Below are 25,572 nucleotides of genomic sequence, written 5' to 3' on the forward strand. Positions count from 1 at the left end.
TACTCCGTCGGCGGGCGTCTGCACTGTTTTTGAAAGGTTTGAACCATGCGCGTTCTGATTGCTGAACACGACCACCCTGTGTACGCCCAACTGTTGCGTCAAGCAGCGCCTGATCTGGAAGTCATGACCAGCGGTGACTCCGCCGAGCTGGCCAGCCAGGCCGCCGCTTGCCCGATCTGGCTCGGTCAGCCTGACCTGCTGGCAACCCTGTTGCGCCAGGGGCACGAACCACACTGGCTGCAATCGACCTGGGCAGGCATCACGCCGCTGCTGGCCGACGGCTTGCCACGGCACTATCGCCTGACGCGGGCGGTAGGGATTTTCGGCCAGGTGATGGCCGAATACGTGTTGACCTACATGCTCGGCCACGAGCGCGAAGTATTGGCGCGGCTGGTCAGCCAGGTTGAGCGCAAGTGGGACAGTCGCCATGGTCAAAGCCTGGCGGGGCGCAAAGTGTTGATCGTCGGCACCGGTGACATCGGGCAGACCGTGGCGCGGTTCCTCGTGCCGTTTGGTGTCGAGCTGTATGGCATCGCCAGCGAAGCTCGGGAGCAGGCGCCGTTTACCGAAATCGGGACATTGGCTGACCTGCCGCGCCTGGTCGGTGAAGTGGATTACGTGGTCAACCTGCTGCCCAATACGCCGGATACCCATGACCTGTACGACGCGGCGCTGTTCAAGCAGTTCAAGCCGACCGGGTTGTTCATCAACGTCGGACGCGGCGTGGCGGTGGTTGATGCGGACTTGGTGGAAGCGTTGAAGGAAGGGCATCTGGCGGGTGCCGTGATCGACGTCTGCCGCCAGGAGCCACTGCCGCAACGCCACCCGTTTTGGACGGCCTGGGGTTTGCTACTGACCGGCCACAGTTCGGCACCGACATCGCCAACGATGATGGTGAACCTGTTTGTCGAGAATTTGCGGGCGTATCAGGCGGGAGAGGCATTGCGCGGGGAAGTGGATTTCACTCGCGGGTACTGAGTTGTCGCTGAAAAGATCGCAGCCTGCGGCAGCTCCTACAGGGATATGCATTCCCCTGTAGGAGCTGCCGCAGGCTGCGATCTTTTGCTTTTAGAGGGTGAAATCACCTTCAGCAGCGAGCTCGCTCAGCGGACGACGCGGGCTCGGTTCTTCACGCGCTTGCAGGTAATCCGCCAGCGTTGCCTTATCGCCCAGTTTGCCTACAGCAACAGCCGCGTGCAGCGCATAACCCTCAGGGATATTCAGCTCTTTGCGGGTCAGCTCCTGATCGAAACCGGCCATGCCATGGGTATGCCAGCCGCTGAGGCTCGCTTGCAACGCCAAATGACCCCAGGCCGAACCGGTGTCGAAGGTGTGCCACAAGGCCGGGGTTTCTTCAGTCGCACCAGGCACCGCGAAGGTAGTTTTCGACACCACGATCACCAGCGCCGAGGCGTGTTGTGCCCAGCCGCGGTTGAACTCGTTCAGCAAGCCCAGGTAGCGCCCCCAGTTCGGCGTATCACGACGCGCATACAGAAACCGCCAAGGCTGCGAGTTATAGGCCGAGGGCGCCCAACGTGCGGCTTCGAAGAAGCTCAGCAGGGTTTCTTCGGGAATGGTTTCGCCGGTGAAGGCGCGGGGCGACCAGCGATCAGTGAATTGCGGGTGGATGGCATAGTCGGCAACGCGTGGATTTGCGCTCATGCAGAAATTCCTTGCTACGTGTGAGTCAGAGAGTCGAATAAAAACCGGCGGGCGCAGTTGAGCTGAGCGATGAGGTTTTCGAGAGCCGTGGTAACTCACCTGAATGCAACGCGGTCGGGCGCTAATGGCACGCAAGCTTGGCTCCTTGAACTGGCAAAGCTACTTGGCGGCGCAAGAACTGACAAGTGCCGTTCTACCGGCAGTCGCCAATGCTTGGCCCGCGGGGCTCTGGGCACTAGACTGGCGGCCTTTTCACCACCTGATGTTGATGCTTGAGCCATGGCCGCCAAAGTCGAACCGTTCTGGATACGCAAAACCCTCGATCAACTCGATCAAGTGGAATGGGAGTCGCTGTGCGACGGCTGTGGTCTCTGCTGCCTGCAAAAGCTCGAAGACGAAGAGGACAACTCGGTCTATTACACGCGCATCGCCTGCAAATTGCTGGACCTGAAAACCTGCCAGTGCACCGACTATCCCAACCGCCGGGACTTCGTGCCGGACTGCATCCAGCTCACACCCGGCAAGGCCGACGAGTTCAAATGGCTGCCCCCGACCTGCGGTTATCGCCTGGTCAGTGAAGGTAAGGACTTGCCGCTTTGGCATCATCTGGTGTGCGGTGATCGTGATGCGGTGCACCACGAACGTATTTCACAATCCGGGCGTATGCTCGCCGAAGGCAGCGTGGCCGAAGACGATTGGGAAGATCATCTGATTTTTCGAGCGGGTTAACGTTTTACAAGGGGTGTGTATGGCTGTGGGATTGCGGCTGGCGTTGGCCGTCGGGCTGGTGGCCCTGAGTTCGTCGGTGTGGGCGGCCAGGAAAGTCGATCTGGATTACCACGTGCGTCTGCTGCCGCAGAGCGACCAGGCGGAAGTGCGTCTGACCCTGGCCCAAGGCTCGGCTGTGCGCAGCCTGGATTTCGACCTCGGTGACGGCAGCCACTACAGCGACTTCAAGGCCGACGGCCAATGGCAGCTCACACCGGGCGAACAGGCCCGCGGTGTCTGGCATCCGGCCGCCGACAAGGCCAGCCTGACCTACCGCGTACGCATCAGCCACAGCCTCAAGAGCGGCAGCTTCGACAGCCGCATGACGCCGACTTGGGCGCTGATGCGCGGCGATGACCTGGTGCCGGCCGCAAAACTCGATCAACAGGATGGCATCGAGTTGGTTTCACGGCTCGAATTCGAATTGCCCAACGGCTGGAAAAGCGTCGAAACCGCCTGGCCGCGGATCGGCAAGAACAAGTTCCGCATCGACAACGTTTCCCGACTGTTCGACCGGCCCACCGGCTGGATGCTCGCCGGTCACCTTGGCAGCCGTCGCACACGGCTGGGGGAAACCGAGGTCACTGTCGCCTCGCCTCAAGGCCAGGGCCTGCGCCGCATGGATGTGCTGACACTGCTGACGTTTGTCTGGCCACAAGTGCAAGAAGTGTTTGCGCGTCATCCCGGCAAATTGCTGATTGTCGGCGCCAACGACCCGATGTGGCGCGGTAGCCTTGCCGCACATGACTCGATCTACCTGAACACACGCCTGCCGCTGGTGAGCGAAGGTGGCTCCAGCGCGCTGGTGCGTGAATTGGCCCAAATGTTCGCGCGGATCAACGACAAACAGCGCAGCGAATGGATCAGCGAAGGGTTTGCCGAGTACTACGCGATCGAAATGGTGCGCCGTGCCGGCGGTATGAGTGATGAGCGGTATGCGGGTTTGCAGCACAAGTTGGCCAAGGACAGCCAGAAAGTCACGACCTTGCGCGGCGAGCAGATCAGCCCGGCGCAGATTTCGAAAGCGGTGGTGGTGTTACAGGAACTGGATCGCGAGATCCGCCTGAAGACACGGAACAAGCGTTCGCTGGATGATGTGTTGCGCGGGGCAATGCATCTGGAGAGCGTGGATACCAAGGAGTTTGTTCAACTGGCCGAAGGCGTTTTAGGCGAATCGTCCAAGGTCCTCGATACCGAGTTGCTTCAGTAAACATCAAAAGATCGCAGCCTTCGGCAGCTCCCACAGGTGTACGCAAAACCCTGTGTAGGAGCTGCCGAAGGCTGCGATCTTTTGATCTTAAGCTTTAGGCGACTTCAACGAATCATTGCCCGTCACGGTCGCGGTATTGGTCGCCGCCTCGGCATTTGCCTTCAACCGACTCAATTCTTCCCCGGCACGTTGAATCTTCGCCCGCACGTTGTTCATGTCCTGACGGCTCTTTTCCAGCAGGCTCTTGGCCGAGCTGTGCCCGGTAATACCACGGGCCAGCGCTACACCGCCGATCGCCACTTGAATCAAGCCAAACACACCGCCACGACGCAGTCCCTTGCCGACCATCACCACGCCACCGGCCAGCGAGCCGATGCGCTCCCAACCATGAACGTTCTGGTCGGGGTGAGTCTGGAACGGGGTGGATTCGATACGCTCAACGCGTTTGAGTTCGCTCATGATCTGTCTCCAGGCGGGAAAGGCTGCTTCAAGAATAGATAATTAAGCTGACTGCCGAAGCGGACAGCTTGTTCCATTGGATGTGCGGCGAATCAACGAAATTTCGCTCCGGAGCGGGTGTTCAAACCCTTGGCCATGCGGTCATAGAGCACGACGTTGACAGTGGCCGCGAGGTTCATGCAGCCGGTCGTCGGGATGTAGACCACGTCTTCGCACCAGTCGCGGATCTCTTTATCCAGCGAGCCATCTTCCGGGCCGAAAATGTACAGTGCGCGATCCGGGTGGGTGTATTCCGGCAATGAGCGGGCGCCTTCGACCAGTTCCACGGCCACGGGCACGCAGCCCAGCGGCAGGATTTTCTTCAGGTCGTCGATGCCGATCAACGGAATGTCGTAGTGGGCACGCTTGGTGTCGGTGACGAAGTCGGCGGCGCGTTCATAACGCTTGCCGGTGTAGAACACCGACGCCACGCTGTAACAGCCAGCGGCGCGCATCACCGAACCGACGTTCTCGGGTGATTTGGGGTTATACAAACCAATGCAGCTGTACCGTTTGTCTGCCACGAGCGGGGTGCCTTCGGGGAAAAAACGGCGATTATACGGGGATTGGGGAAGGGGCGTTGAGGAACAAGATCAAAAGATCGCAGCCTTCGGCAGCTCCTACAGGCGTACGCAATTCAATGTGGGAGCTGCCGAAGGCTGCGATCTTTTGCTTCTAATCTTCTTTCTTCATCAACCCCGCCAACGCAGCAAACGGGTTATGCGTCGCCTTGGCGATCTTCGGCGAACCCAGCGAGCCCTCACTAAAGTACTGCTGGTCGGTATATCGCGAATGCTCATTGTCATGGCAATACAAACACAACAATTCCCAGTTCGACCCATCTTGCGGGTTGTTGTCGTGATTGTGGTCGCGGTGGTGCACGGTCAGCTCGCTCAGGCGTTTACCGGCGAACTCACGGGCGCAGCGGCCGCACACATGCGGGTACATCTTCAGGGCCTTGTCGCGGTAACCCATTTCCTTGTCGCGCTGGTTATCGGCGAGGATGCGGTCCAGCTTCGAAGTGTTGGTCGGAGGCGTTGACGAACTCATGGGTTCACCTTTGTAAAAAGACTAATGACGGTATAGGTGGAGTTTAGCTCAGGCCTTGAGCTTCTCGGCAATCCAGATGGTGTGGCGGGTGCCCTTGTTGCCATGGGCGAAGACTTGCACTTCCTCGGCCTTGAAACCGGCCTTTTTCAGTTTGTCGGAAAACTGCTTGTCGGCACTGGCCGACCAGACCGCCAGCACGCCTTTGGGCCGCAGGGCCTTGGCGCAGGCGCCGAGGCCACCGGCCGAATACAGCCAGCTGTTGGCCCTCTGGGTCAGGCCTTCCGGACCGTTGTCGACGTCGAGCATGATCGCGTCGAAACCTTGGGGCTCGGCCTGCAGCACCTTGGCCACGTCTTCCATGCGGATCACGGTGCGCGGGTCGAGCAACGGGTTTCCGGCTTTTTCTCCCAGCGGTCCGCGATTCCACTCAACCACGCCGGGTACCAGTTCGGCGACCACCACTTCAGCGCTCTTGCCCAAATGTTTAAGGGCCGAGGCCAGCGTGAAGCCCATGCCCAAGCCTCCGATCAACACTCGCGAGTTCGGCCGGCCGGCGACTTTGCGGCACGGAATCTCGGCCAACGCATCTTCGGAGCCGTGCATGCGGGTGTTCATCAATTGCCCGCCATCGCCGCCCTGGATCTTGATGACGAAATCCTCACCGTATTCGAACAGGCACAGGGCACCGCCGTTTTCAGGGATAGGGGCAGTGTCGAGCAGAACGAAACGTTTCATGGAGCTCTCTTGAGAAGAATGGGCATTGGGGGAAGGCAAACGCACGCAGTTGGGAGTAGCCTGCAAACAGACAACAAGGCCAACGGAGCCATTGATGAAGCGCACCATTCTAACGGTCATTGCCTTGGCCGCGCTCTCGATAACTGCACTGCGCGCCCAGGAAATGCAGATCATTCCGACCAGTCCTTCGCCACTGCCTGGTTCGCCCGGCACGGCGACTCCCACGCCATATCCGCAAATCAGTCCCGCACCCTTGCCCAAAGTCGGCCCGGGCAGCGGCGGGCCACCGTTGGTGCCCATTGAAATGCCTAGCCCGCCAACCAAGGACCAACCGTTGCCGGGGTTGGAGCAAAACTCGCCAAGGGTGAAACCGCCGGGGGGTTAGACTTGCTGCGATAGCAATTGCCCGTCGGCCATGCGCAGGCGTTTGGACAGGGAAACGGCGAGGGCGCGGATGACCTTCGCGGCGATTTTCGGCGCGTCGTTGATCATCTTTTCCAGGGAGTCCTTGCCCAGGTTGAGCAGCTGGCAATGACTGGCGGCCACGCAACTGGCCGAACGCCGTTCGCCGTCGAGCACGGCCATTTCGCCGAACGAGCGTCCGCTGCGCAAGGTAGCCATGGTCACCAATTGTCCGTCGCCGTTGGTTTTCTGCACGGCGACCTGGCCGGAGTGGATGATGCACATGAAACTGCCGGCATCGCCTTCGTGGAAAATCTCTTCGCCCTGGGCGACGGTGCTGATACTGAAATAGCCCGACGCCGCAGCAAAGTCCACGGGCAGCAATTGGTCAAACAGGCCGCAGTCCATCAGCCAGTCGCGTATTTCATTGTTCAGTAAGGTCGGTTCTGACATGTCGTCACGGTCTTTTTGTTGTGTCTGTTGTTCCGGGTTGATAAAGATCTCACGACCTCTTGTAGCAGCTGCCGAGCCTGCGAGGCTGCGTTCGGCTGCGCAGCAGTCGTAAAACTGGAACTCGCGGTTTATCTGACAAATCGTGTCGCCTGGATTCACGACTGCTGCCCAGCCGAACGCAGCCTCGCAAGCTCGGCAGCTGCTACAGAGAGCTGCGTCAGCCCGGTGTCTGGTGTTAAGACCGATACGCCGGGCCAAGTTCCTCAGGCGATGCCCAAAACCTTGAAAACAAATGCGTATTCGAGCGCTACGTCACGCAACCCCTGATATCGGCCGCTCATTCCGCCATGCCCGGCACCCAATTCGGTCTTGAGCAGCAGCGGATTGTTGTCAGTCTTGGTCGCGCGCAGTTTAGCCACCCACTTGGCGGCTTCCCAATACTGCACGCGACTGTCGTTGTAGCCTGCGACCACCAAGGTCGCCGGATACGCTTGCGCGGTGACGTTTTCGTACGGGGCGTAGGCCTTGATCCGATCATAAACGTCCGGCTCCTCGGGATTGCCCCACTCGTCGTATTCAGTGACGGTCAGCGGCAAGTCCGGGTCGAGCATAGTGTTCAGCACGTCGACGAACGGCACTTCGGCAATCGCTGCAGCAAACAGCTCTGGCCGCATGTTGAGCACGGAGCCGATCAACAGGCCACCGGCGCTGCCTCCACTGATCGCCAATTGCGATGAAGTGGTAAAGCCATTGGCAATCAAATGTTCGGCACAGGCGATAAAGTCGCTGAACGTGTTGTGTTTATGTTCCTGCTTGCCCGCGCGATACCAAGCCTCCCCCAGCTCTCCGCCGCCACGCACGTGAGCAATGGCGAATGCCACGCCACGGTCCAGCAGACTCAATCGGGCATGGGAGAACCATGGGTCGAGGCTTTCGCCATAAGCGCCGTAGCCGTAGAGATAAAGCGGCGTAGGTTTTCCCAGTGCTTCGCGTTTGACTACAAGGCTGATCGGCACCTGCGTCCCGTCTGGCGACGTCGCCCAAAGGCGCTGACTCACATAGGCATCAGCATCGAACGGACCTAGCACCGGCGTTTCCTTGAGGACTTTCTGCTCGCCGGTCGCCAGTTCGAGTTGGCGGATTTGTGCCGGGCGGTTCAACGCTTCGTAGCGCAGACGAATCCGCTCGCTGACGAATTCCAGGCTGTTCTGCACATGCAGGCTGTAGGCCGCATCCGGCAGTTGCACCCGGTAACTCGGTAAATCCTGCGGATGAACCTCGATGATAGGCAAGCCGCCCTCGCGCAAACTCAGGGTCATGGCCCCGGCGTTGAGGCTCATGCCGTCGATCATCACGCTGTCGCTGTGCGGGATCAGGTTCTGCCAGTCGGCCTCGGTCGGTGCGACGCCGGTATCGATGGCGTGATAAAGGGCAAAGTTGATGCCGTCGCGGTTGGTCCGGATGAACCAGGTCCATTGGCCGTCGAGCGCGCCATGGTCGACGTCGTATTCATGGTCTTCAACACGTGGCGCCAGGCAGGTAAAGGGCTGCTGCGGCTGGAACGCGTCGAGCACCCAGACTTCGCTGGTGGTCTTGCTGCCCAGGGACAGCAGTAATTGCTGTTCGGAACTCGAGCGGTAGCAATGCATGAAGAACCGGCCGTCGGGCTCATGGAAGACTTCTTCGGCCGCCGTTCCGTCCAGCCGATAGCGGAACAGTTTGTGCGGCCGATGGGTGTCGTCGAGTTCGCCAAAGAACAGCGTCAGGCTGTCGTTGGCCCAGGTCATGCTGCCGTCGCAATCCTGGAACTCCAGTTCGCTGACACGGCCGTTGGACAATTCCTTCACGAACAGCGTGTAAATCTCATCACCCGTGGTGTCGAGGCTGTAGGCCAGACGCTGATGGTCGGGGCTGATGCTGAACGCGCCGAGGGAGAAGAAGCCGCCATTGGCCAGTTCGTTCGGGTCCAGTAACAGTTCTTCCCGGCTCTCGTCCAGTTGCAGGCTGTCATCGGCCGGGCGCGGGCAGCGGTAGTGACGGGCGTATTCGTCACCGGCGGTGGTCCGCGTGTAATACAGGTACGGGCCCCAAGGGGAAGGCAAGGACAGGTCGGTCTCGAGAATCCGGCCCTTGATCTCTTCGAACAGGGTTTCACGCAGGCCGGCCTGATCGGCAGTTTGCGCTTCCTGGTAATGGTTCTCGGCCTTCAGGTAGTCGAGCACCGCGTCGGTGTCGCGCTCCTGCAGCCAGGCATACGGGTCAGAACCTTCTGCCTTGTGGGCAATCGGGGCGTCGGAAACGTTGGCGGATAGGGGCATGAAGGACTCTCGAACAATGTACGGAATAGAGGGCTTCGCAACCTGTGGGAGCGAGCCTGCTCGCGAAGAGGGAGTGTCAGTCGATATGGATTTCGCCTGATACACCGCTTTCGCGAGCAAGCCCGCTCCCACATGGACAAGCCTGATGTGCGAAAAGTCGTTACTATAAGCGCCTCTTTGCCTGCCTTGCCATGGACACCATGACCGAGAACGACTATCTGATCGCTTGGGGCCTCTACGCCTTTGCCGCTTTAGGCTGCCTGTTGGTGTGGATGCGCATGACCCGCTGGATGTGGCGCTGGTTGCGTGAACCGCTGCGGCTGCTGATGGCCGTGTTGCTGTTTAGCCCGACCATTATCGACCCGGTGAAGGAAAAGGTCGCTCCGGCCATCGCCATTACGGCCCTCGACCTCGCCTTCAAGGTCGGCAACAACGCCTGGCGGGCGATTTCCGACCTGTTCATGTACGGCATGATTGCCTTTGGCATTTACCTGGTGTTCGTGGCCATCCGTTTTCCCATCGAGCGCGCGTCCAGGGCTCGCCAGGAACAGGCAGCGGCCGCTAAAGCCGCCGTCAGGGCTGACGAACCTGAAGACGATCAACCTTTCGGCGGTGCCGGCGATGATCGTTATGGTCGTCCGCCCGTCCCGAGCAACCCTCAGCGGTTGCGGGTCGAACCGCGTTTGTAACGTTGCCCCTGCCTTGAAGCGAGAGTCCGAGCATGTGTGAGTTATTGGGCATGAGCGCCAATGTGCCGACCGATATCGTGTTCAGCTTCACCGGGCTGATGCAGCGCGGCGGCCGTACCGGACCGCACCGTGACGGTTGGGGCATCGCCTTTTACGAGGGCCGTGGCCTGCGACTGTTCCAGGACCCGGCGGCAAGCTGCGAGTCCGAAGTCGCCAACCTGGTGCAGCGCTATCCGATCAAAAGTGAAGTGGTGATCGGGCACATTCGCCAGGCCAATGTCGGCAAGGTCTGCCTGTCCAACACCCATCCGTTCGTGCGCGAACTGTGGGGGCGCAACTGGTGTTTCGCCCATAACGGCCAGCTCGCGGACTTTCAACCGACCGCCAGTTTCTACCGCCCGGTCGGCGATACCGACAGCGAAGCGGCGTTCTGCGATTTGCTCAACCGCGTACGTGCGGCGTTCCCTGAGCCGGTCGAGGTCGAAGAACTGCTGCCGGACCTGGTGGCCGCCTGCGCCGAATACCGCAGCAAAGGCGTCTTCAATTGCCTGCTCAGCGACGGTGACTGGCTGTTCTGCTACTGCTCGACCAAACTGGCGCAGATCACCCGCCGCGCCCCGTTCGGCCCGGCGCGCCTGAAGGATGTCGATGTCATTGTCGACTTCCAGGCCGAAACCACCCCCAACGACGTGGTCACGGTGATTGCCACCGAACCCCTGACCGAAAACGAAACCTGGACCCGCTACGAACCGGGCCAATGGAGCCTCTGGCGACGCGGCGAATGCGTCAGCCAGGGCAAGACCGAATAAAGGATCTCCCCCCATGTTGCTCAGTTATCTACGGCTGGTGTTGTTTGCGGCGGGCCTGTTGATCGGTGTTCAGGTGCCGGGGTTCATCAGCGATTACACCAAACGGGTCGAAGCCCATTTGATTGAAGCGCAAACCGGCTTGAGCGGTTTCCAGGGCACGGCCAATCAGTTCTTCAAAGGTGACATGCAGGCATTGGTCGCCCATTACCGCGCCAGCGAAGACCCGATTTTTCGCAGCGACGCCGACAGCCTGAGCACCTTGCTCACCCGTCAGCTGGCCCTCGATAAACAGTTCCAGGCCATGCAAGGCCCGTGGTACATCCGCGTCCTGCAAGTGGCATTGGCCGCTGATCCGGACATTCGCAAGGAAACCTGGAATGGCTACAGCTACCAGATCCTGTTGACGCCGGAAGCGATGATCTGGGGCATGAGCGGCGCGTTGCTGCTTTCGTTCGGGATCGAATGCCTGTTCCGGTTGATCGACTGGGTGGTGCTGGGCGGCAAACGCCTGCGCCAGAGCCGACCGATTGAAGACCGGGATGTGCGCGGGTTGTAAAAAAGAAGGAGCCGGATTACCGGCTCTTTTTTTACCAATCGATCGAGTAACTCATGGTCAATGTCCTGCCTTGCGCGTTCGCGTAGGGCGCTCGGGCGTTGGCTTGGGTGAACAGATTCTGGTAGGTGCGGTCAGCCAAATTGTAGACCCCTCCCTCCAGACGTCCGACCGGCAACTGCATTGAGCCAAGCAGATCCACCAGCGTATAGCCATTTATGTCACGCCCGTTGTTGTCCTTGGCAGCGGCATCGTAACTGGCCAGGTGCAGGCCTTGCAGGCGCAGGCTGTAGTCATCTCGGGCATAGCCAATAAACACAGTGGTTTTAGCGGGTGAAATGCGTGTGGCCGGCAGGTCGGCCCATTTGCCGTTGTGCTCGGTTTCGCCTTTGGCCCAGGCGTATGTGCCGCCTAACGACCAGTGATCGGTCGCACGATAAGTCAGGCTGCTTTCGATACCACGAACTCGCTCTTTCTGATTAATCAGACGCAGCACACGATCATTGGCATCGTAGAACTGGGTCACGTCCGAGGTGTTTTCATACGCAGTAACATCGGCCTGCCACGTGTCCCAATTGCCGCGCCAGCCCAGTTCGTAACTGTCGACCTTGATAGCCTGAGCATTGAGGCTCTGGATGTCGAACGTGCTGCTCACATCTCGCATGAAACGCTGGATGTCCGGTAGCGAAAATCCCTGGCTGTAATTGACGAAGATGTCCTGGTTTTCGCTCAAGTGGTAGACAGCGCCCAGGTTATACAGCGTGGCGTCGTATTTAAGGGTATCGCCGGGCAAGGTTGCGCGTATGCCGGTCTGAACAATCTGACCGTACGCGATACTGTCGGAGATCTCGCTTTCGATCCACTCGCGACGCACACCGCCACGTAAGGTCCAGTCACCGATGTCCCAGGCGATCTGTCCGAAAAGTGCCTTGGTGTTTGTGTCGATGTCCGGGCCCATTTCATAGGTTGTGCCGGTCTTGGTGTAGGTCAGTCCGTTTCGCGTGTACTGGTCACCACGTTGGCTGGAGCGTTCGCGATTGTAGTCGGCGCCCCAGACCAGATTGCCCGTGGCACTGCCGATGGCTGGCAATGGCGTGTCGATGGCCGCACGCAAACCGTAGACATCCTGCACACTGTTGTTGTCGGCGATCCCTGCCTTGCCTCGCGACAGGTCCGGGAAAAACAGCGCATCGGCACGGCGCCAATAGCTTTCCAGTTGAAGGCCCTGACCGTATAGGTCGCTGTCGGTGTAGTTGAGGTCGACCGCCTGGTTATGGGTATACGGCTGGTCGCCCAGTTTCAGCCCTTTGATCGCCACGGCTTGCTGCCGGTTATTCGGGTTTTTGGAGTAGCCGGTGTCCTGTTGGTCCTTATAGTCCTGGAGTGACAGGCTGAGTTTTTTGTTGGCGTCCAGTTCGTAACCGAATCGACCTTGCAGGTCATAGGTTTCGGTGTCCATGTTGCTGCCTTGGGACGTGTCCTGAGGGATGCGATTGCCGTTACCATCGTATTGATCGTTGCGCTGGGTCAGGTCGGCGGAGACGTACCAGTCCAGCGCATCCTTGCGTCCGGTCGCACTCTGGAAGACTTCGTAGGCGAAGCCTTTACTCTTGAGGTTGTTGCCGCTGGTCAGACCCAGTTTGCTGCTGTAAGCGAAATCCTGACCCTGATTACGCTTGGTGATGATGTTGATGATGCCGCCCGAAGCGCCCGCGCCGTAGACGCTGCTGGCTCCCGAAATCACTTCGATACGTTCAATGCTGGCCGGGGAGATGCTGTTGAGCTGGCGGAAATTATCGCGTGTAGCGATCTGAGACACCCCGTCGATCAACACCAGCATATTGCGCCCGCGCAGCGTCTGGCCGAAGTTGCTCATGCCGCCGCTGGACGGTGCAAGACCAGGGACCAATTGCCCGAGGATATCGGAGACCCGACGACCGGCGCCGCTCTGTTCGCGGACTTGCTGTTCGTCGATCACCTGGACCGATCCGGGAATCGAGGCAATGGTTGCCTGGTTGCGAGTCGCGGAGACGACGGTGGCCTGGACGTTCAAGGTGCCAGGCTGTTGCTCTGTCTCCTCGGCCAGGATAGCGGCGCTGAATACGCCGAGCAGTGGTATGAAAAATACAAACTTGGTTTGGGTCATGGCGTGATCTTTTTAGTTGTGGTGAATGTGCGTAGGGAAGGTCAAGTGGTCGGACGTTGCGATGAATTACCGCACCCAGCGGATCCCGAGGGCGGCCAGCGCGTAGGCCAGCGCAACCAGCCAGAAACTGTGGGCCAGGCCGACGATCCCCATACCGACTCCGCCGAGAACGACGCCGAGCAAAGCACCAGCCTTTGCCGCGCTGTTACCGAGGCCCAGGGCAAAACCATGCTGGTTTGGGGAAACGGTATTGGCGATTAGGGCGTAAGTGACGGGAAGTAGCGCGCCTTGCCAGATACCCCAGATCAGCCGACTGGCGAGAAATCCCAACCACTCGTTGGCCAGTGCTGTCGCGGCTAGCGTCAGGGCGCACAACCAGGCCACACCTTCGATAACGCGTAGGGTGTGAGTCGACTCCCAGCGGTCGAACAGGCGTCCCCAGATGGGTGCGGACAGGGCCAGGGTCGCGGCGCTCGCCGCGTAAGTGGCTCCGATCAGCCAGTTAGGCGCCTGCAAGATGTTGGCGACGTACAAGGCGTAAAACGGCTGCGGCATCAACTTCGCGGCTTGAATCAGCACAATCACCAGCAGAATTCCACCGAGCCAGCCTTTTGGCAGGGAAACCGGCGCAACAGGTTTTTCATTCGAACTCCGAGTCGTGTCGGCCGGCAGGAAAAAACTTGCCAGTGCACACCCGAGACAAATCGCGGTCGCGCCATAACAGAGGAGGGCAAATCCCGAGATATCCATCAGCCAGCCGCCCAGCACCGGGCCGATCAGCGAGCCGACGGCTGTCGCTGATTGCAGGCGAGCCAGGGTGATACCGCGCCGGGAGTTGTCGCAACAGGCCAGCGCATAGGCTTGCGCAGCGGCGAGAAACCCGGCCAGTGCGCCTTGCATTACGCGAATGCCTACCAGCAACCAAGGGTCGACGATGATGCTCGCCAACCCCTGGCACAGCGCGAGTGCCAGCAACGCCCGAACTATCATCGGCTTGTGCCCGACGCGGTCCCCCAACCGCCCCCATACAGGCGTCAGAAGCATGGCCGCGAACATCGGGCCGGCGTAGACCAGCGCCGACAACAACGGGATGTGACCAGCACCTTCTGGCCCGAGAAGAAGCTGGATCTGTATGGGCCAGAACGGGCCGCTCATTTCCATGGCTCCCATGGAGACAAACTGGATGGCTATCAGCAGTTGCAATGCGCGACCGTCAGCGCGCATGAGTGCTTGATCGCAATGGGTTACTCAAGCGTCCGACGATATCGGTATGGCAGTCGAGCAATCGCATGCGCATGAACGACTTGGCTGGCCAATCCTGCTCCATCAAGGCCTGGCGTTCGACCTCCCAACGTTCCGGTTCGACGTGTTCGCGCAAGGTATCGAAGCAATGAGCAACGCGAGTTGCCAAACGCTCCCAAAGAATGTTTTCAGGCACATTCCAATGTCGGGCGCAGAGTAATGCCAACTCGCCCAAGTGACACATGAACGTCGTGTGCAGAAGTTTGTCACGGACAAAACCAGGCTCGTCGTATAGGGTCATTTTCGGGTCGTGCAACTGGATATCGAGACCCTTCGCGTGCAGTGTTTTGCGATGGATACGAATATCGCCAAAGTCGCGCAATAAGAGCCGGTTCAACTGTCCATCGGTACCCATCACCATGAAGCTGTTTTGCTGATGCGCTTCGAACGCCACGCCATACATCAAATACATACCCAGCAGGCTCGGTACGGTAATCGACAGGTAATCCTCGAAGAACGCCAGCATCGCCTCCCTATCGTCCCGGCCCTGAGCCAGCCGTACCCAGTCACGCAGTAACGGTTGTTCGAACTCATTGACGGCGAACAGGCAGCCTACCGGAACCACCAGCTCACCAATTTTGATCAGCGTTTGCGGGTTGTCGCGATAAAGCACAGCCGCATGCCGGGATTGCTCGTCATCGGCCGGTTGCGGCACGTAGTGAATGCCGATGCGCTCCGGAACAATATTTAGCAGGCGCTTAATGTTCGGTGCCTGATCGAGAATCTGCAGGATCAATTGGCTGATGCGCGGCCCCATTCTGGCCGAGCGCGGTGACACAGTGCGCTGCACACTGGTCAACCGTAGCGCCACCGGCAGTTTGACCATTGGCGCGACTCCACTGTCCTCCGGCGTTACCGTCCGGAAGGACATGGTCGGGTTGCCAGTGAACGCAACGATGTTGGTGATGATCAGCCGGTTGTCGGCGAGCTCTTTGGCGAACGAATGAGGCAATTCCTCATGGGCCTGCCAAGGGTGAGCAGGGAGTGGAAGGTAGTCCGTTGCATCCAGTCCCAGTTGCTCCAAATGCTGCTGCAGTTTTTCGGCGGCCTGTGGGAAGTGGCCTTGCCACCAGTCCCGGTAATCGAGGGTGCCGGCCAGCGTTTCGACGTGGGCGAATTCGCGGTGCAAGGCGCACAGGACAATAGGAATGCTCGCTTCGAACTCCGGGCAGAAAGCGATGACCTGAGCGGCGCTCAGGCCCAATTTGGTCTTGTAGTTAGGGTGCCAGGGATGGCCGAGTGTGCCCCATTGTTCAAGCAGTGATATTGGGTTTCGATGGCCGGGGCTGGCTTTGAGCCACGCAAGTAAATTGTCGTCATACCTGGTGTCGATCTGCTCTCTCAGACGTTCGGTCCATCGGTGGTGAAACGCTAGGCACAGGGTGTCATTGCTGAAACTGTTATCTAGCTCTCGGGTTAGGCGTTCGAGTGCCTGGGGGGAAGCCGTGGGGGTAAATTGAGTGCTGAGGTGAACGAGCAGTTCGCTGGGCAACTGGATTCTATGTGGCAGCATGCCGGGGGTATGGAGGACTATGCTGCCGCGCAGATCCCAACTGTTCATTCTTCCGCCCGATAAATAATCAAAGCGAAGGTACGCACCATCACCGATTGGCAACCGGCACTGGCCGTCGATGCCGAACTCGCAGGTTTCGGGGGCGATCAGGTTTTCTCGAAACAACGCCTGGATCAGGCGTTGAAAGCAGCGTTGAGCGGCGGGTTCGAGCGCATTGCTCAGATGATCGAGGGTAATGCGATGGGTCTGGAACGCCTCTGTGCCAAGGGCTTCGCTCCAGTGCGAGAGCAATTGCTGCTGTTTTTTCGAATAAGCGCGCATCGAGTCCGACTCCTTGTCGACAGTCGTTTAGCTGAAAGCGCGCAAAGAGTAACGTCTTGGAAAATAATGGTAATGAGGGCGATTCCTATTATCGCGTGGGAAACTTCCGGTTTATATATTCACCACTGGTTTGCTTATGCAGATGTAATCCTCACCCACCTTGCGCGCATACCCCTCCAACACCAACTGACACAACGCAACGATCTCCTCGACCCATTCCGCCCCGGTTCGCCACGACACCACCACCTGCAAATTCGGCGGCCGTTGCTCGATGGCCAGCAAGATCAACTCCCCCCGCGCCAGTTCCTCGGCTACCAGTACCGGCGGCAACGCGCCAATGCCGAAGCCATCGCGCAGCAGCCGGGTAATGGCCGACACCGAATTCACACAGTTCAGCCGCGGTGTCATCACGCCATTGGCCTGCATCAGCGCGAGCACTTCCTGATGCGGATGTGAGTTCTTCGAATAGGTGATGATCCGCTCACGCGCCAGGTCGGCGACATTGGTGTAGTCACGGTTGTAGATCGAATTGCTCGCCGCGATCCAGCCCATCGGATGACTCGCCAGCTCCAGGCTGCGCACGCTTTCCTGGCGCACCAGATCGGTTTGCAGGATCAGATCGAGGAAGCCTTTTTGCAGCTGATCGCAGAGGTTGAGCGAGGTATCGGCCACCAGCTCGATCTCCACCAGCGGATAGTGATCTGTCATCTGCGCCACCAGCGGGCTGAGCCAGGTGTGAATCACCGTGTCCATGACGCCGATGCGCACGCGTCCGGCCTTGTTCGAACGCGTCTCGATCGACTGCCTGAGGGCCTGCATGGTGTCCATCATTTGCTCGGCGTATTCGAGCACTTTCAAACCTTCGGGGGTCAGGCTCACACCGCGTGAATCACGCAGGAACAGCTTCACCCCGAGCTCACCTTCAAGCACCGCGATGCGGCTGGAAATCGATGCCTGAGTGGTGAATAGCTTGTCTGCCGTCAGGCGAAAACTCTTGAGCCGGGCGACCCAGACGAAGGTCTCGAGAAACTTCAGGTTCATGGGATAAAGTTTTTCTTATGTCTAGGGCGGGTTTTTATTAGTTGGACGCAGAAGGGCCGGGGAGCCAAAAATCAGGCCATCCGGTTCCCACGATAGGCGTCGTCGGGGCTCAGAACAATACCAATAAAATTAGCGCGGAGATTTGCCATGAGTGCGCCCGACACGCTCGACATCCCCAAGGCCACCGCTCGCCCGGGACCTTTCGACTGGTACCGCAACATCAATCAGCAGGAACGTCGCACGTTCTGGAGTTGCAAGATCGGCTATGGCCTGGACGGCATGGACACCCAGATGCTCAGTTTCGTGGTGCCGACCCTGATTGCAATGTGGGGCATTACCACCGGTGAAGCCGGGTTGATTCACACCAGCACCCTGATTGCCTCGGCCATTGGTGGCTGGTTGGCCGGCATTCTCTCCGACCGCATCGGCCGCGTGCGCACCTTGCAACTGACGGTGCTGTGGTTCGCCTTCTTCACCTTCCTTTGCGGGTTTGCGCAGAACTACGAGCAACTGCTGATCAGCCGCACCTTGATGGGTTTCGGTTTCGGGGGCGAGTGGACCGCTGGCGCGGTGCTGATGGGCGAAGTGATTCGCGCCAAGGACCGTGGCAAAGCGGTGGGCATGGTGCAATCGGGTTGGGCGCTGGGTTGGGGGTTGACCGCGATTCTGTACGCGCTGCTGTTTTCGGTGTTGCCACCGGAAGACGCCTGGCGCGCGCTGTTTATCCTTGGCATTGTGCCGGCAGTTTTCGTGATCTTCGTCCGCCGGCTGGTCAAGGACCCGGAGATTTATCGCGAAGCCAAAGCCAGGCAAGAGCCGAGTAACCCGGCGAAGTTCTACGAGATTTTTGCCCCTGGCATCCTTTTCACCACAATTCGAGCCTCGGTGCTGACCACCGGCGCATTGGGCGGTTATTACGCAATTACCTCCTGGCTGCCGACGTTCCTGAAGAACGAGCGGGGTTTGAGCGTGCTCGGTACGGGCGGTTATCTGGCGATGGTGATCGTAGGTTCCTACGTCGGTTATGTCATCAGCGCGTATTTGACTGACATCCTCGGGCGCAAGAAGAACTTCATCCTGTTCGCCATCGGCTCGTTCACCATCGTTTTGCTCTACACCCAATTGTCGGTCAGCAATAGCGTGATGCTGTGGCTGGGCTTTCCGTTGGGTTTCTTCGCTTCGGGGATTTTCAGTGGCATGGGCGCGTTTTTGACCGAGCTGTTTCCAACACGAATTCGTGGTTCGGGGCAGGGTTTTTGCTACAACATCGGGCGTGCGCTGGCAGCGCTGTTCCCGCTGCTGATCGGTTTGCTCAGCCAGACGGTGCCGTTGAGTGTCGGCATCGGCGCCTTTGCGGCGGTTTCCTACGGGGTGGTGATCCTTGCGGCACTGAGTCTGCCAGAAACCCGTGGCAAACAACTGGATGAGCAGTAATCTGCCTACATCTGAAAAGAATAAAGCCTACAGGAGAGTTCACCGTGAGCCGCCTGCTATTGAACTGTGACATCGGCGAGAGTTTCGGCAACTGGACCATGGGTCTGGACGCCGAGGTCATGCCCTTCATCGACTGCGCCAACATTGCCTGCGGTTTTCATGCCGGCGACCCGAGCATTATGCGCAAGACCGTCAGCCTGGCCTTGAGTCATGGTGTGAAGATCGGCGCGCATCCGGCCTATCAGGATCTGGTTGGTTTCGGACGTCGCTCCATGACGTATAACGCCCAGGAACTGCAGGACATTCTGCATTACCAGATTGGCGCCCTCGACGGGATTTGCCGGGCCCAGGGCGGACGCGTCAGCTACGTCAAGCCGCACGGTGCGATGTACAACGACATGATGGCCAACCCGGCGCAATTGCGGGCAGTCCTGCAAGCCGTGGCTTCCTATGACAAGTCGTTGCCGCTGATGCTGATGGCGACTCGCGATAACCGTGTCGCGCAGCAATTGGGTGATGAATACGGTGTGACGTTGTGGTTCGAAGCCTTCGCCGACCGCGCTTACGACAGCGCGGGCATGCTGGTCTCGCGGCAACTACCGGGCGCGGTGCACCACGATCCGGAAAAAATCATCGACCAGGCGCTGACCATTGCCCGAGGCGACAACCTCACCGCCAGCGACGGTAGCGCTTTGCTCTTGCAGGCCAACACCCTCTGCGTGCACGGCGACAACGCCAGCTCGGTGGCCGCGGTGCGACGGATTCGCGAAGCCCTTGATCAGCAGAGTGCGCCATGAAACTGCGGGTGGAAGTGGTCGCGCTGGATTGCTTGATGGTGCGCCTGTTCGATGAAATCGCCGAAGCCAACATGCCGTGGATGCTCGCTGCCAGTGAGAGACTGCGCGGGGCGTTCGGCGTGCATCTGATTGATTTGGTGCCGTCCTACACGACGTTGATGGTGCATTACGATCTGACGGCGTTGAGTCCGTCTCAGGCACGAGAGCTGATCGCTCAAGCCTTGATCGATCTGTCGCCCAATGCTCGCACCGGCGGCCAATGTCATGTGCTGCCGGTCTGGTACGACGTGAGCGTCGGCCCGGAGCTGAGCCTGTTGTCTCAGCGCAGCGCACTGGCGATGGAGGAGGTGATCCGCCGTCATAGTGAGCGCGAGTATCAGGTGTTCGCCTTGGGCTTCGCGCCGGGTTTTGCCTTTATGGGGCTGGTGGAAGAAGTGCTCGCTGCGCCGCGCCTGAATACCCCGCGCAAGAAAGTGGCGGCCGGCAGTGTCGGCATCGCCGAACGCCAGACCGCCGCCTACCCGGTTGTGTCTCCCGGCGGCTGGAACCTGATCGGTCGCACGCCGGCCAAACTGTTCGACCGCGAACGTGAGGGCTACAGCCTCATGCAACCGGGCGACACCGTGCGCTTCGAAGCGGTCAGCCATGCCGAGTTCATCAACCTGGGCGGCGACGACACACCACTGGGAGCGCAGGCATGAGCCGTCTATCAATAGAGGCGAGTACGCCGCTGTGCCTGTTGCAGGACGCTGGTCGTTTCGGCGTGCGGCATTTGGGTGTCACCCAAGGTGGAGCGCTGGACTGGCGCTCAATGTCGTGGGCCAACTGGCTGCTGGGTAATGGGCTGGATGCGCCGGTGATCGAAATCACCCTGGGCGGGTTCACGGTGGTGGCCGAGGAAGATTGCGTGCTGGCACTCGCCGGAGCGGATCTGGGCGCCCAAGTGAATGGCGAGGCGTTGGCGCCGTGGCGCAGTTTTCGGCTGAACAAAGGCCAGCGTTTGCAGTTCACTCAACCGCTGCTCGGGGCACGCGCCTATCTGGCGGCACCGGGCGGGTTTGATGCGCCGAAGGTGTTGGGCAGCAGTGCGACGGTGGTCCGTGAGGAACTGGGTGGCCTGGATGGAATGGGCCGGGCGTTGGCCAAAGGTTCCGCATTGAGCTATTCCGGGAATGCGCTGGTGTTGTTGCGGGCGGTGCCGCTCGAACAAGTGCCGGACTTCAATCTGGATGCTCCGCTGGACCTGGTACTGGGTGCACAGATCGGTGAGTTCAGCGGCCAGAGTCTGTTCGACGCGTTCAACCGTACCTGGACCCTCGACAGCCGTGCTGACCGGATGGGCATTCGCCTGTTGGGAACAGCGTTGCAGTACCAGGGTAAGCCGATGATTTCCGAGGGCATTCCGCTGGGCGCGGTCCAGGTGCCTCCGGATGGACAGCCGATTGTGCTGCTCAATGATCGGCAGACCATTGGCGGTTATCCGCGGTTGGGGGCATTGACGCCGTTGGCGCTGGCGCGGCTGGCGCAGTGTCTGCCGGGGGCGATGGTGCGATTACGGCCGGTGGTGCAGGAGGTGGCGCATCGGGAGCAGGTCGAGTATCTACGGCGATTCAGGTGAAGATCAAAAGATCGTCCGAACGCGGCCCGAGCCTGCGGCAGCTCCTACGCCGATCTCTGTAGGAGCTGCCGAAGGCTCGGGCCGCGTTCGGACGATCTTTCAGGTCACTTGGAAAGAAACCGCATCCCTTCCTCCAACCCCCGCAACGTCAGCGGATACATCTGATCATCAATCAAATCCCGCACGATATTGGTCGACGAGGTATAGCTCCAGGTGTCTTTCGGATACGGATTGATCCAGATGAGCTTCTTGTACTTCTCCTTGAAGCGCTGCATCCACACATAACCGGCTTCTTCATTCCAGTGTTCGACGCTGCCACCGGCCTGGGTGATTTCATAAGGCGCCATCGCCGCGTCACCGATGAAAATCACTTTGTAGTCGGCACCGTACTTGTGCAGCAGGTCCTGGGTCGAGGTGCGTTCGGAGGTGCGACGCATGTTGTTCTTCCACACCGATTCATAAATGAAGTTGTGGAAGTAGAAGTACTCCAGGTGCTTGAACTCGGTCTTGCAGGCCGAGAACAATTCCTCGCAGATCTTCACGTGGGCGTCCATCGAGCCACCGATGTCGAACAGCAGCAACAGCTTGACGGTGTTGCGCCGCTCCGGCCGCATCTGGATGTTGAGTAATCCGGCATCTTTAGCGGTGTGGTCGATCGTGCCATCGATGTCCAGCTCTTCCGCCGCACCCTGGCGCGCGAATTTACGCAGCCGGCGCAGGGCTACCTTGATGTTGCGGGTGCCCAGTTCCACCGAGTCGTCGAGGTTCTTGTACTCGCGTTGATCCCAGACCTTGACCGCTTTGCCCTGACGCTTGCCGGCGTCACCGACCCGAATACCTTCCGGGTTGAAACCGCCGGAACCGAACGGGCTGGTGCCACCGGTACCGATCCATTTGTTGCCGCCGGCGTGGCGCTCCTTCTGTTCTTCGAGGCGCTTCTTGAACTCTTCGATCAGCTTGTCCAGGCCGCCAAGGGACTGGATCGCCGCGCGTTCTTCATCGGTCAGGGAACGTTCGAACTCCTTGCGCAGCCAGTCTTCAGGAATGAGCGCCTGAAGGTGGTCGTCAAGTTTTTCCAGGCCGTTGAAGTACGCTCCGAACGCCCGGTCAAATTTGTCGAAATGCTTTTCATCCTTCACCAGGATCGCTCGGGACAAGTAATAGAACTCGTCCATGTCGGCGAAGGTCACGCGTTGTTTCAGCGCGTTGATCAGGTCCAGCAACTCGCGTACCGAGACTGGCACCTTGGCTGCGCGCATTTCATTGAACAGGTTGAGCAGCATGGCGTTGGCCTCCCGCTTTTGATAAAAAAAAGCGGAGCTTAGCGAGTGCCGCGACGGCTCATGAACGCCAGGCGCTCAAGCAATTGCACGTCCTGTTCGTTTTTCACCAGTGCGCCGGCCAGTGGCGGAATCGCCTTGGTTGGATCACGTTCGCGCAGGACCGCTTCGCCGATGTTGTCGGCCATCAGCAACTTCAGCCAATCCACCAGTTCGGAGGTCGATGGTTTTTTCTTCAGGCCCGGCACCTTGCGCACGTCGAAGAACACGTCCAGCGCTTCGCTGACCAGGTCTTTCTTGATGTCCGGGTAATGCACATCGACGATCTTCTGCAGCGTGACGCGATCCGGAAACGCGATGTAGTGGAAGAAGCAACGGCGCAGGAACGCGTCCGGCAGTTCTTTCTCGTTGTTGGAGGTAATGATGATGATCGGGCGTTTCTTGGCCTTGATGGTCTCGTCGATCTCGTAAACGTAGAACTCCATCTTGTCGAGTTCTTGCAGCAGGTCGTTCGGGAACTCGATGTCAGCCTTGTCGATTTCGTCGATCAGCAGAATCACGCGCTCTTCGGATTCGAACGCTTCCCAGAGCTTGCCTTTTTTCAGGTAGTTACGAACGTCGTGGACCTTTTCCGTGCCCAGTTGCGAGTCGCGCAGGCGGCTGACGGCATCGTACTCGTAGAGACCCTGATGCGCCTTGGTGGTCGACTTGATGTGCCAGGTGATCAGCTTGGCGCCGAAGGACTCGGCCAGTTGTTCGGCGAGCATGGTCTTGCCGGTACCCGGTTCGCCCTTGACCAGCAGCGGCCGCTCCAGGGTAATGGCGGCGTTGACCGCCAGCTTCAAGTCATCGGTGGCGACATAGGCCTGGGTGCCTTCGAACTTCATCTGCTAATCCTCGAACGGTAATGCCGACCTGAACGAGGCAGGGCGGGGCGAAATAGTGTAGTGCCCGACTATAACGCGGCGCCCGGTCGACTGTGAACGCAGACGTCTTATTCAGTCTCTGAATGGGGCGTCACATCTTGACTCAGTCTTGGCTGCTGGCCAGTATTGAGCTATCGCCATTTTGGCGATAGCTTGCCTGGCATGTCTACTAAATATCGATTTCGCGATACGTACCGTATTCAGCTGCGCGAGAAGGATCATCCGCCACCCACGTCCATCTGACCGGTGGCGGGCTTGATGTGATGCTGAGCCTGGAAACCGTCGAAGTGATGGTCGGCAAGGCGCCGCCGTTGATTATCAAGGAAGCGCTGGCGTGGGTCAGGGCCCATCAAGTGCAATTGCTGGAGGATTGGAAGCGATGTTACCCATGAAACGACCACGGCTGTCGGCCGTGCAGGCATTGCCGGGCTTTCGTCTGGCGCTGACTTTCATCGACGGCCAGCAATTGACCCTCGATTTGAGCAGGGACCTGCGTTCATATCCCGGATTGCAGCCTCTGCTGGAGGCTGGCGCATTCGAGAGTGCGACGCCAGGCGATGATGGCTGGAGTGTCGAGTGGCCTGAGCAGGATATTCAGATTGGTGCAGACACGTTGTATCTGGATGCTCTCGCGCAAAACACATCCGATGAAAACACCCGCATCTTCATCGACTGGCGAGCCCGCACCGGATTGCCCCTCAATCAGGCAGCCGAAGCACTGGGCGTGAGTGCCCGAAGCATCACTCGCTACAGCAGTGGCCGTGCAGCCGTGCCCCGATCATTGGCCCTGGCCTGTCTCGGGTGGGATTTCTTGCAGCAACAATCAAATCAGGCGCGCGCGGCCGAAGAGACCGGGCGCTACACCGTCACCCGCAAACCTTAACCCGTCTCTGGCTTCGGACGCTCATACCGGGCATTGAAGGCCTGGATGAAACCATTGCGTAAAATCTGCAAAAACGCCTGGAACGCGCTGATATCTTGTCGATGCACGTTGCCGCTCAGCTCGACACGGGTCGCAAACTGATTTTTGCCCTGGTTTTTCAGCACGGTTTCGGAGCCGCCGACGATGGCCTCCCAGATGGAACGGAAAATCCCTTTGTCCTTGTTTTCCACGTCCTGCTGCCAATTGAACACGTCCACGTCTTTCAGTAGTGGTTTGATGTAACCGGTCAATTGGGCTTTCTTGGCTTTCGCTTCAATTACCACATCACCGTGGCCGGCGTTGAAGTCAAACTTGCCGTAGGCCGAGGCAAAGTCGTTCATGCGTTTGAGTTCGATGTCCTTGGCCCGCAGACGGAATTCGAAGTCTTCAAAGTTGCTCAACGGGTCGAAGGTCGCGGTGGCTTCCATCGGCGCCTGGCCAAGGAGCAGCGCCTTGCCCTCGAAGCGCGCGTCGCGCTTGCCCTCTTTGTCGACGACGTTGGTCAGGTTGTAAATGCTGGCATTGACCTGGGTGGCGTTCATATTGACAGGTGGTTTGGAATTGAAATTCCGGAAACTGATCTTGCCGTCGAAGATACGCACTTCGTCCAGGGTGATCGGTGCCAGCTTGCTCAATTGTTCACGCCAGTCGGTGCCCTGACCGGTCTGGGAATTTTGCTTGTTGGCGCCGCCGTCGACAAAGTTCACCTCGGGGTTGAAGAACTGCACCTTGGCCACGACGGCATGGTCGTACCAGAGCGAATGCCAGCTGACGGCGAGGTCGATGAGCGGCGCGTTGACGAAGGGCACCGGCACCTTGCCGTCGACCTTGACGATCTTCAGTCCGTTTATTTTGTAGGCGCCGCGCCACAGGGCCAGGTCTACGTCGGTGACTTGTCCACGGTAGTCACCCATGTTCGCCAGTTTATCGTTCAGGTAATCGCGCACCATGTAGGGCAGGGCGATATGCAGCGCAATCAGTAGCACAACGATGACGGTGAGGATCCACAGGGGCCAGCTGTATCGACGTTTCATGATGGCAAATCTCTGGCGATGTAAAACCATTGACTGCGGCGATGCGTGGACGTTCGACCCGACTGGACGACCACAGGCAAGAAGCATACCT

General features: G+C 59.2%; 26 protein-coding genes and 1 pseudogene. 13 read left to right on the plus strand and 14 right to left on the minus strand.

Annotated elements, in window-relative coordinates; translation table 11 throughout:
- Positions 1-45: 45 nt before the first annotated feature.
- Positions 46-978: a D-2-hydroxyacid dehydrogenase gene (locus ACA052_RS06855; RefSeq protein WP_497648972.1), complete on the plus strand. Its 933-nt coding sequence runs from the start codon at positions 46-48 to the stop codon at positions 976-978.
- 90 nt (positions 979-1,068) lie between these two features.
- On the opposite strand, the gene ACA052_RS06860 is transcribed toward ACA052_RS06855, so the two are convergent.
- Positions 1,069-1,662, minus strand: coding sequence for a nitroreductase family protein (locus ACA052_RS06860; protein WP_497648973.1), 594 nt, complete (start codon positions 1,660-1,662; stop codon positions 1,069-1,071).
- Between the two features lie 279 nt (positions 1,663-1,941).
- On the opposite strand from ACA052_RS06860, the gene ACA052_RS06865 reads away from it, so the two are divergent.
- Together ACA052_RS06865 and ACA052_RS06870 are read left to right on the plus strand one after the other, a co-directional pair.
- Complete coding sequence (locus ACA052_RS06865; RefSeq protein WP_497648974.1) at positions 1,942-2,391, plus strand: YcgN family cysteine cluster protein; 450 nt, start codon at positions 1,942-1,944, stop codon at positions 2,389-2,391.
- A 19-nt stretch (positions 2,392-2,410) separates the two neighbouring features.
- Positions 2,411-3,640 carry a hypothetical protein gene (locus tag ACA052_RS06870; RefSeq protein WP_497648975.1) on the plus strand — a complete coding sequence of 410 codons (1,230 nt, stop codon included), beginning with the start codon at positions 2,411-2,413 and terminating at the stop codon, positions 3,638-3,640.
- Between the two features lie 87 nt (positions 3,641-3,727).
- On the opposite strand, the gene ACA052_RS06875 is transcribed toward ACA052_RS06870, so the two are convergent.
- From ACA052_RS06875 to ACA052_RS06890, 4 genes are all read right to left on the minus strand, one after another.
- Positions 3,728-4,099, minus strand: a complete 372-nt coding sequence (locus ACA052_RS06875) for a YgaP family membrane protein (protein WP_497648976.1) — start codon at positions 4,097-4,099, stop codon at positions 3,728-3,730.
- 92 nt (positions 4,100-4,191) lie between these two features.
- On the minus strand, positions 4,192-4,662 hold the full coding sequence (locus ACA052_RS06880) for an RNA methyltransferase (protein ID WP_497648977.1): 471 nt from the start codon (positions 4,660-4,662) through the stop codon (positions 4,192-4,194).
- A gap of 151 nt (positions 4,663-4,813) precedes the next feature.
- Complete coding sequence (locus ACA052_RS06885; protein WP_497648978.1) at positions 4,814-5,188, minus strand: YajD family HNH nuclease; 375 nt, start codon at positions 5,186-5,188, stop codon at positions 4,814-4,816.
- A gap of 48 nt (positions 5,189-5,236) precedes the next feature.
- Positions 5,237-5,923 carry a spermidine synthase gene (locus ACA052_RS06890; RefSeq protein WP_497648979.1) on the minus strand — a complete coding sequence of 229 codons (687 nt, stop codon included), beginning with the start codon at positions 5,921-5,923 and terminating at the stop codon, positions 5,237-5,239.
- A gap of 94 nt (positions 5,924-6,017) precedes the next feature.
- On the opposite strand from ACA052_RS06890, the gene ACA052_RS06895 reads away from it, so the two are divergent.
- On the plus strand, positions 6,018-6,308 hold the full coding sequence (locus ACA052_RS06895) for a hypothetical protein (protein WP_497648980.1): 291 nt from the start codon (positions 6,018-6,020) through the stop codon (positions 6,306-6,308).
- Here ACA052_RS06895 and ACA052_RS06900 read toward each other — a convergent pair.
- Complete coding sequence (locus tag ACA052_RS06900; RefSeq protein WP_497648981.1) at positions 6,305-6,778, minus strand: cyclic nucleotide-binding domain-containing protein; 474 nt, start codon at positions 6,776-6,778, stop codon at positions 6,305-6,307. The two genes, ACA052_RS06895 and ACA052_RS06900, sit on opposite strands and share 4 nt — an antisense overlap.
- A gap of 263 nt (positions 6,779-7,041) precedes the next feature.
- A complete protein-coding gene (locus ACA052_RS06905) occupies positions 7,042-9,096 on the minus strand; it encodes a S9 family peptidase (protein WP_497648982.1) in 2,055 nt (684 codons plus the stop codon).
- Between the two features lie 191 nt (positions 9,097-9,287).
- On the opposite strand from ACA052_RS06905, the gene ACA052_RS06910 reads away from it, so the two are divergent.
- Genes ACA052_RS06910 through ACA052_RS06920 form a run of 3 tightly spaced genes read left to right on the plus strand, consistent with a single transcriptional unit; the run spans position 9,288 to position 11,150 of the window.
- Positions 9,288-9,785, plus strand: a complete 498-nt coding sequence (locus ACA052_RS06910) for an MFS transporter (RefSeq protein WP_497648983.1) — start codon at positions 9,288-9,290, stop codon at positions 9,783-9,785.
- A 32-nt stretch (positions 9,786-9,817) separates the two neighbouring features.
- Positions 9,818-10,594: a class II glutamine amidotransferase gene (locus tag ACA052_RS06915; RefSeq protein WP_034150022.1), complete on the plus strand. Its 777-nt coding sequence runs from the start codon at positions 9,818-9,820 to the stop codon at positions 10,592-10,594.
- Between the two features lie 13 nt (positions 10,595-10,607).
- On the plus strand, positions 10,608-11,150 hold the full coding sequence (locus ACA052_RS06920; protein ID WP_497648984.1) for a DUF2937 family protein: 543 nt from the start codon (positions 10,608-10,610) through the stop codon (positions 11,148-11,150).
- Positions 11,151-11,181: 31 nt separating this feature from the next.
- On the opposite strand, the gene ACA052_RS06925 is transcribed toward ACA052_RS06920, so the two are convergent.
- The 4 genes from ACA052_RS06925 to ACA052_RS06940 all read right to left on the minus strand — a co-directional run bounded on the left by ACA052_RS06925 (position 11,182) and on the right by ACA052_RS06940 (position 17,470).
- Complete coding sequence (locus tag ACA052_RS06925; protein ID WP_497648985.1) at positions 11,182-13,293, minus strand: TonB-dependent receptor; 2,112 nt, start codon at positions 13,291-13,293, stop codon at positions 11,182-11,184.
- 66 nt (positions 13,294-13,359) lie between these two features.
- Positions 13,360-14,517 carry an MFS transporter gene (locus tag ACA052_RS06930; RefSeq protein WP_497648986.1) on the minus strand — a complete coding sequence of 386 codons (1,158 nt, stop codon included), beginning with the start codon at positions 14,515-14,517 and terminating at the stop codon, positions 13,360-13,362.
- Positions 14,507-16,429: an IucA/IucC family protein gene (locus ACA052_RS06935; protein ID WP_497648987.1), complete on the minus strand. Its 1,923-nt coding sequence runs from the start codon at positions 16,427-16,429 to the stop codon at positions 14,507-14,509. The genes ACA052_RS06930 and ACA052_RS06935 overlap by 11 nt, the downstream gene beginning before the upstream one ends.
- A gap of 111 nt (positions 16,430-16,540) precedes the next feature.
- On the minus strand, positions 16,541-17,470 hold the full coding sequence (locus tag ACA052_RS06940) for a LysR family transcriptional regulator (protein ID WP_497648988.1): 930 nt from the start codon (positions 17,468-17,470) through the stop codon (positions 16,541-16,543).
- A gap of 147 nt (positions 17,471-17,617) precedes the next feature.
- Here ACA052_RS06940 and ACA052_RS06945 point away from each other — a divergent pair, with 147 nt between their 5' ends.
- Genes ACA052_RS06945 through ACA052_RS06960 form a run of 4 tightly spaced genes read left to right on the plus strand, consistent with a single transcriptional unit; the run spans position 17,618 to position 21,319 of the window.
- The gene (locus ACA052_RS06945; RefSeq protein ID WP_497648989.1) at positions 17,618-18,904 is read left to right on the plus strand and encodes an MFS transporter; all 1,287 of its coding nucleotides are present in this window, start codon (positions 17,618-17,620) and stop codon (positions 18,902-18,904) included.
- Positions 18,905-18,948: 44 nt separating this feature from the next.
- Complete coding sequence (locus ACA052_RS06950) at positions 18,949-19,701, plus strand: 5-oxoprolinase subunit PxpA (protein WP_497648990.1); 753 nt, start codon at positions 18,949-18,951, stop codon at positions 19,699-19,701.
- The gene (locus ACA052_RS06955) at positions 19,698-20,402 is read left to right on the plus strand and encodes a 5-oxoprolinase subunit B family protein (RefSeq protein ID WP_497648991.1); all 705 of its coding nucleotides are present in this window, start codon (positions 19,698-19,700) and stop codon (positions 20,400-20,402) included. Before ACA052_RS06950 ends, ACA052_RS06955 begins: the two co-directional genes overlap by 4 nt.
- Positions 20,399-21,319: a 5-oxoprolinase subunit C family protein gene (locus ACA052_RS06960; RefSeq protein WP_497648992.1), complete on the plus strand. Its 921-nt coding sequence runs from the start codon at positions 20,399-20,401 to the stop codon at positions 21,317-21,319. The genes ACA052_RS06955 and ACA052_RS06960 overlap by 4 nt, the downstream gene beginning before the upstream one ends.
- Positions 21,320-21,423: 104 nt before the next feature.
- Here ACA052_RS06960 and ACA052_RS06965 read toward each other — a convergent pair whose 3' ends face one another.
- Positions 21,424-22,602: a vWA domain-containing protein gene (locus ACA052_RS06965; RefSeq protein ID WP_150713797.1), complete on the minus strand. Its 1,179-nt coding sequence runs from the start codon at positions 22,600-22,602 to the stop codon at positions 21,424-21,426.
- A gap of 38 nt (positions 22,603-22,640) precedes the next feature.
- Positions 22,641-23,486 carry an AAA family ATPase gene (locus ACA052_RS06970; protein WP_008035065.1) on the minus strand — a complete coding sequence of 282 codons (846 nt, stop codon included), beginning with the start codon at positions 23,484-23,486 and terminating at the stop codon, positions 22,641-22,643.
- Positions 23,487-23,687: 201 nt separating this feature from the next.
- Here ACA052_RS06970 and ACA052_RS06975 point away from each other — a divergent pair.
- Together ACA052_RS06975 and ACA052_RS06980 are read left to right on the plus strand one after the other, a co-directional pair.
- Positions 23,688-23,917, plus strand: a pseudogene (locus ACA052_RS06975) (DUF4160 domain-containing protein).
- A complete protein-coding gene (locus ACA052_RS06980) occupies positions 23,905-24,408 on the plus strand; it encodes a DUF2442 domain-containing protein (protein WP_497648993.1) in 504 nt (167 codons plus the stop codon). The pseudogene ACA052_RS06975 and the gene ACA052_RS06980 overlap by 13 nt, the downstream one beginning before the upstream one ends.
- Here the strand turns inward: ACA052_RS06980 and ACA052_RS06985 are convergent.
- Positions 24,405-25,481, minus strand: a complete 1,077-nt coding sequence (locus ACA052_RS06985; protein ID WP_497648994.1) for a DUF748 domain-containing protein — start codon at positions 25,479-25,481, stop codon at positions 24,405-24,407. The two genes, ACA052_RS06980 and ACA052_RS06985, sit on opposite strands and share 4 nt — an antisense overlap.
- Between the last annotated feature and the right edge of the window lie 91 nt (positions 25,482-25,572).

This window comes from Pseudomonas sp. LBUM1644 (assembly GCF_059716195.1).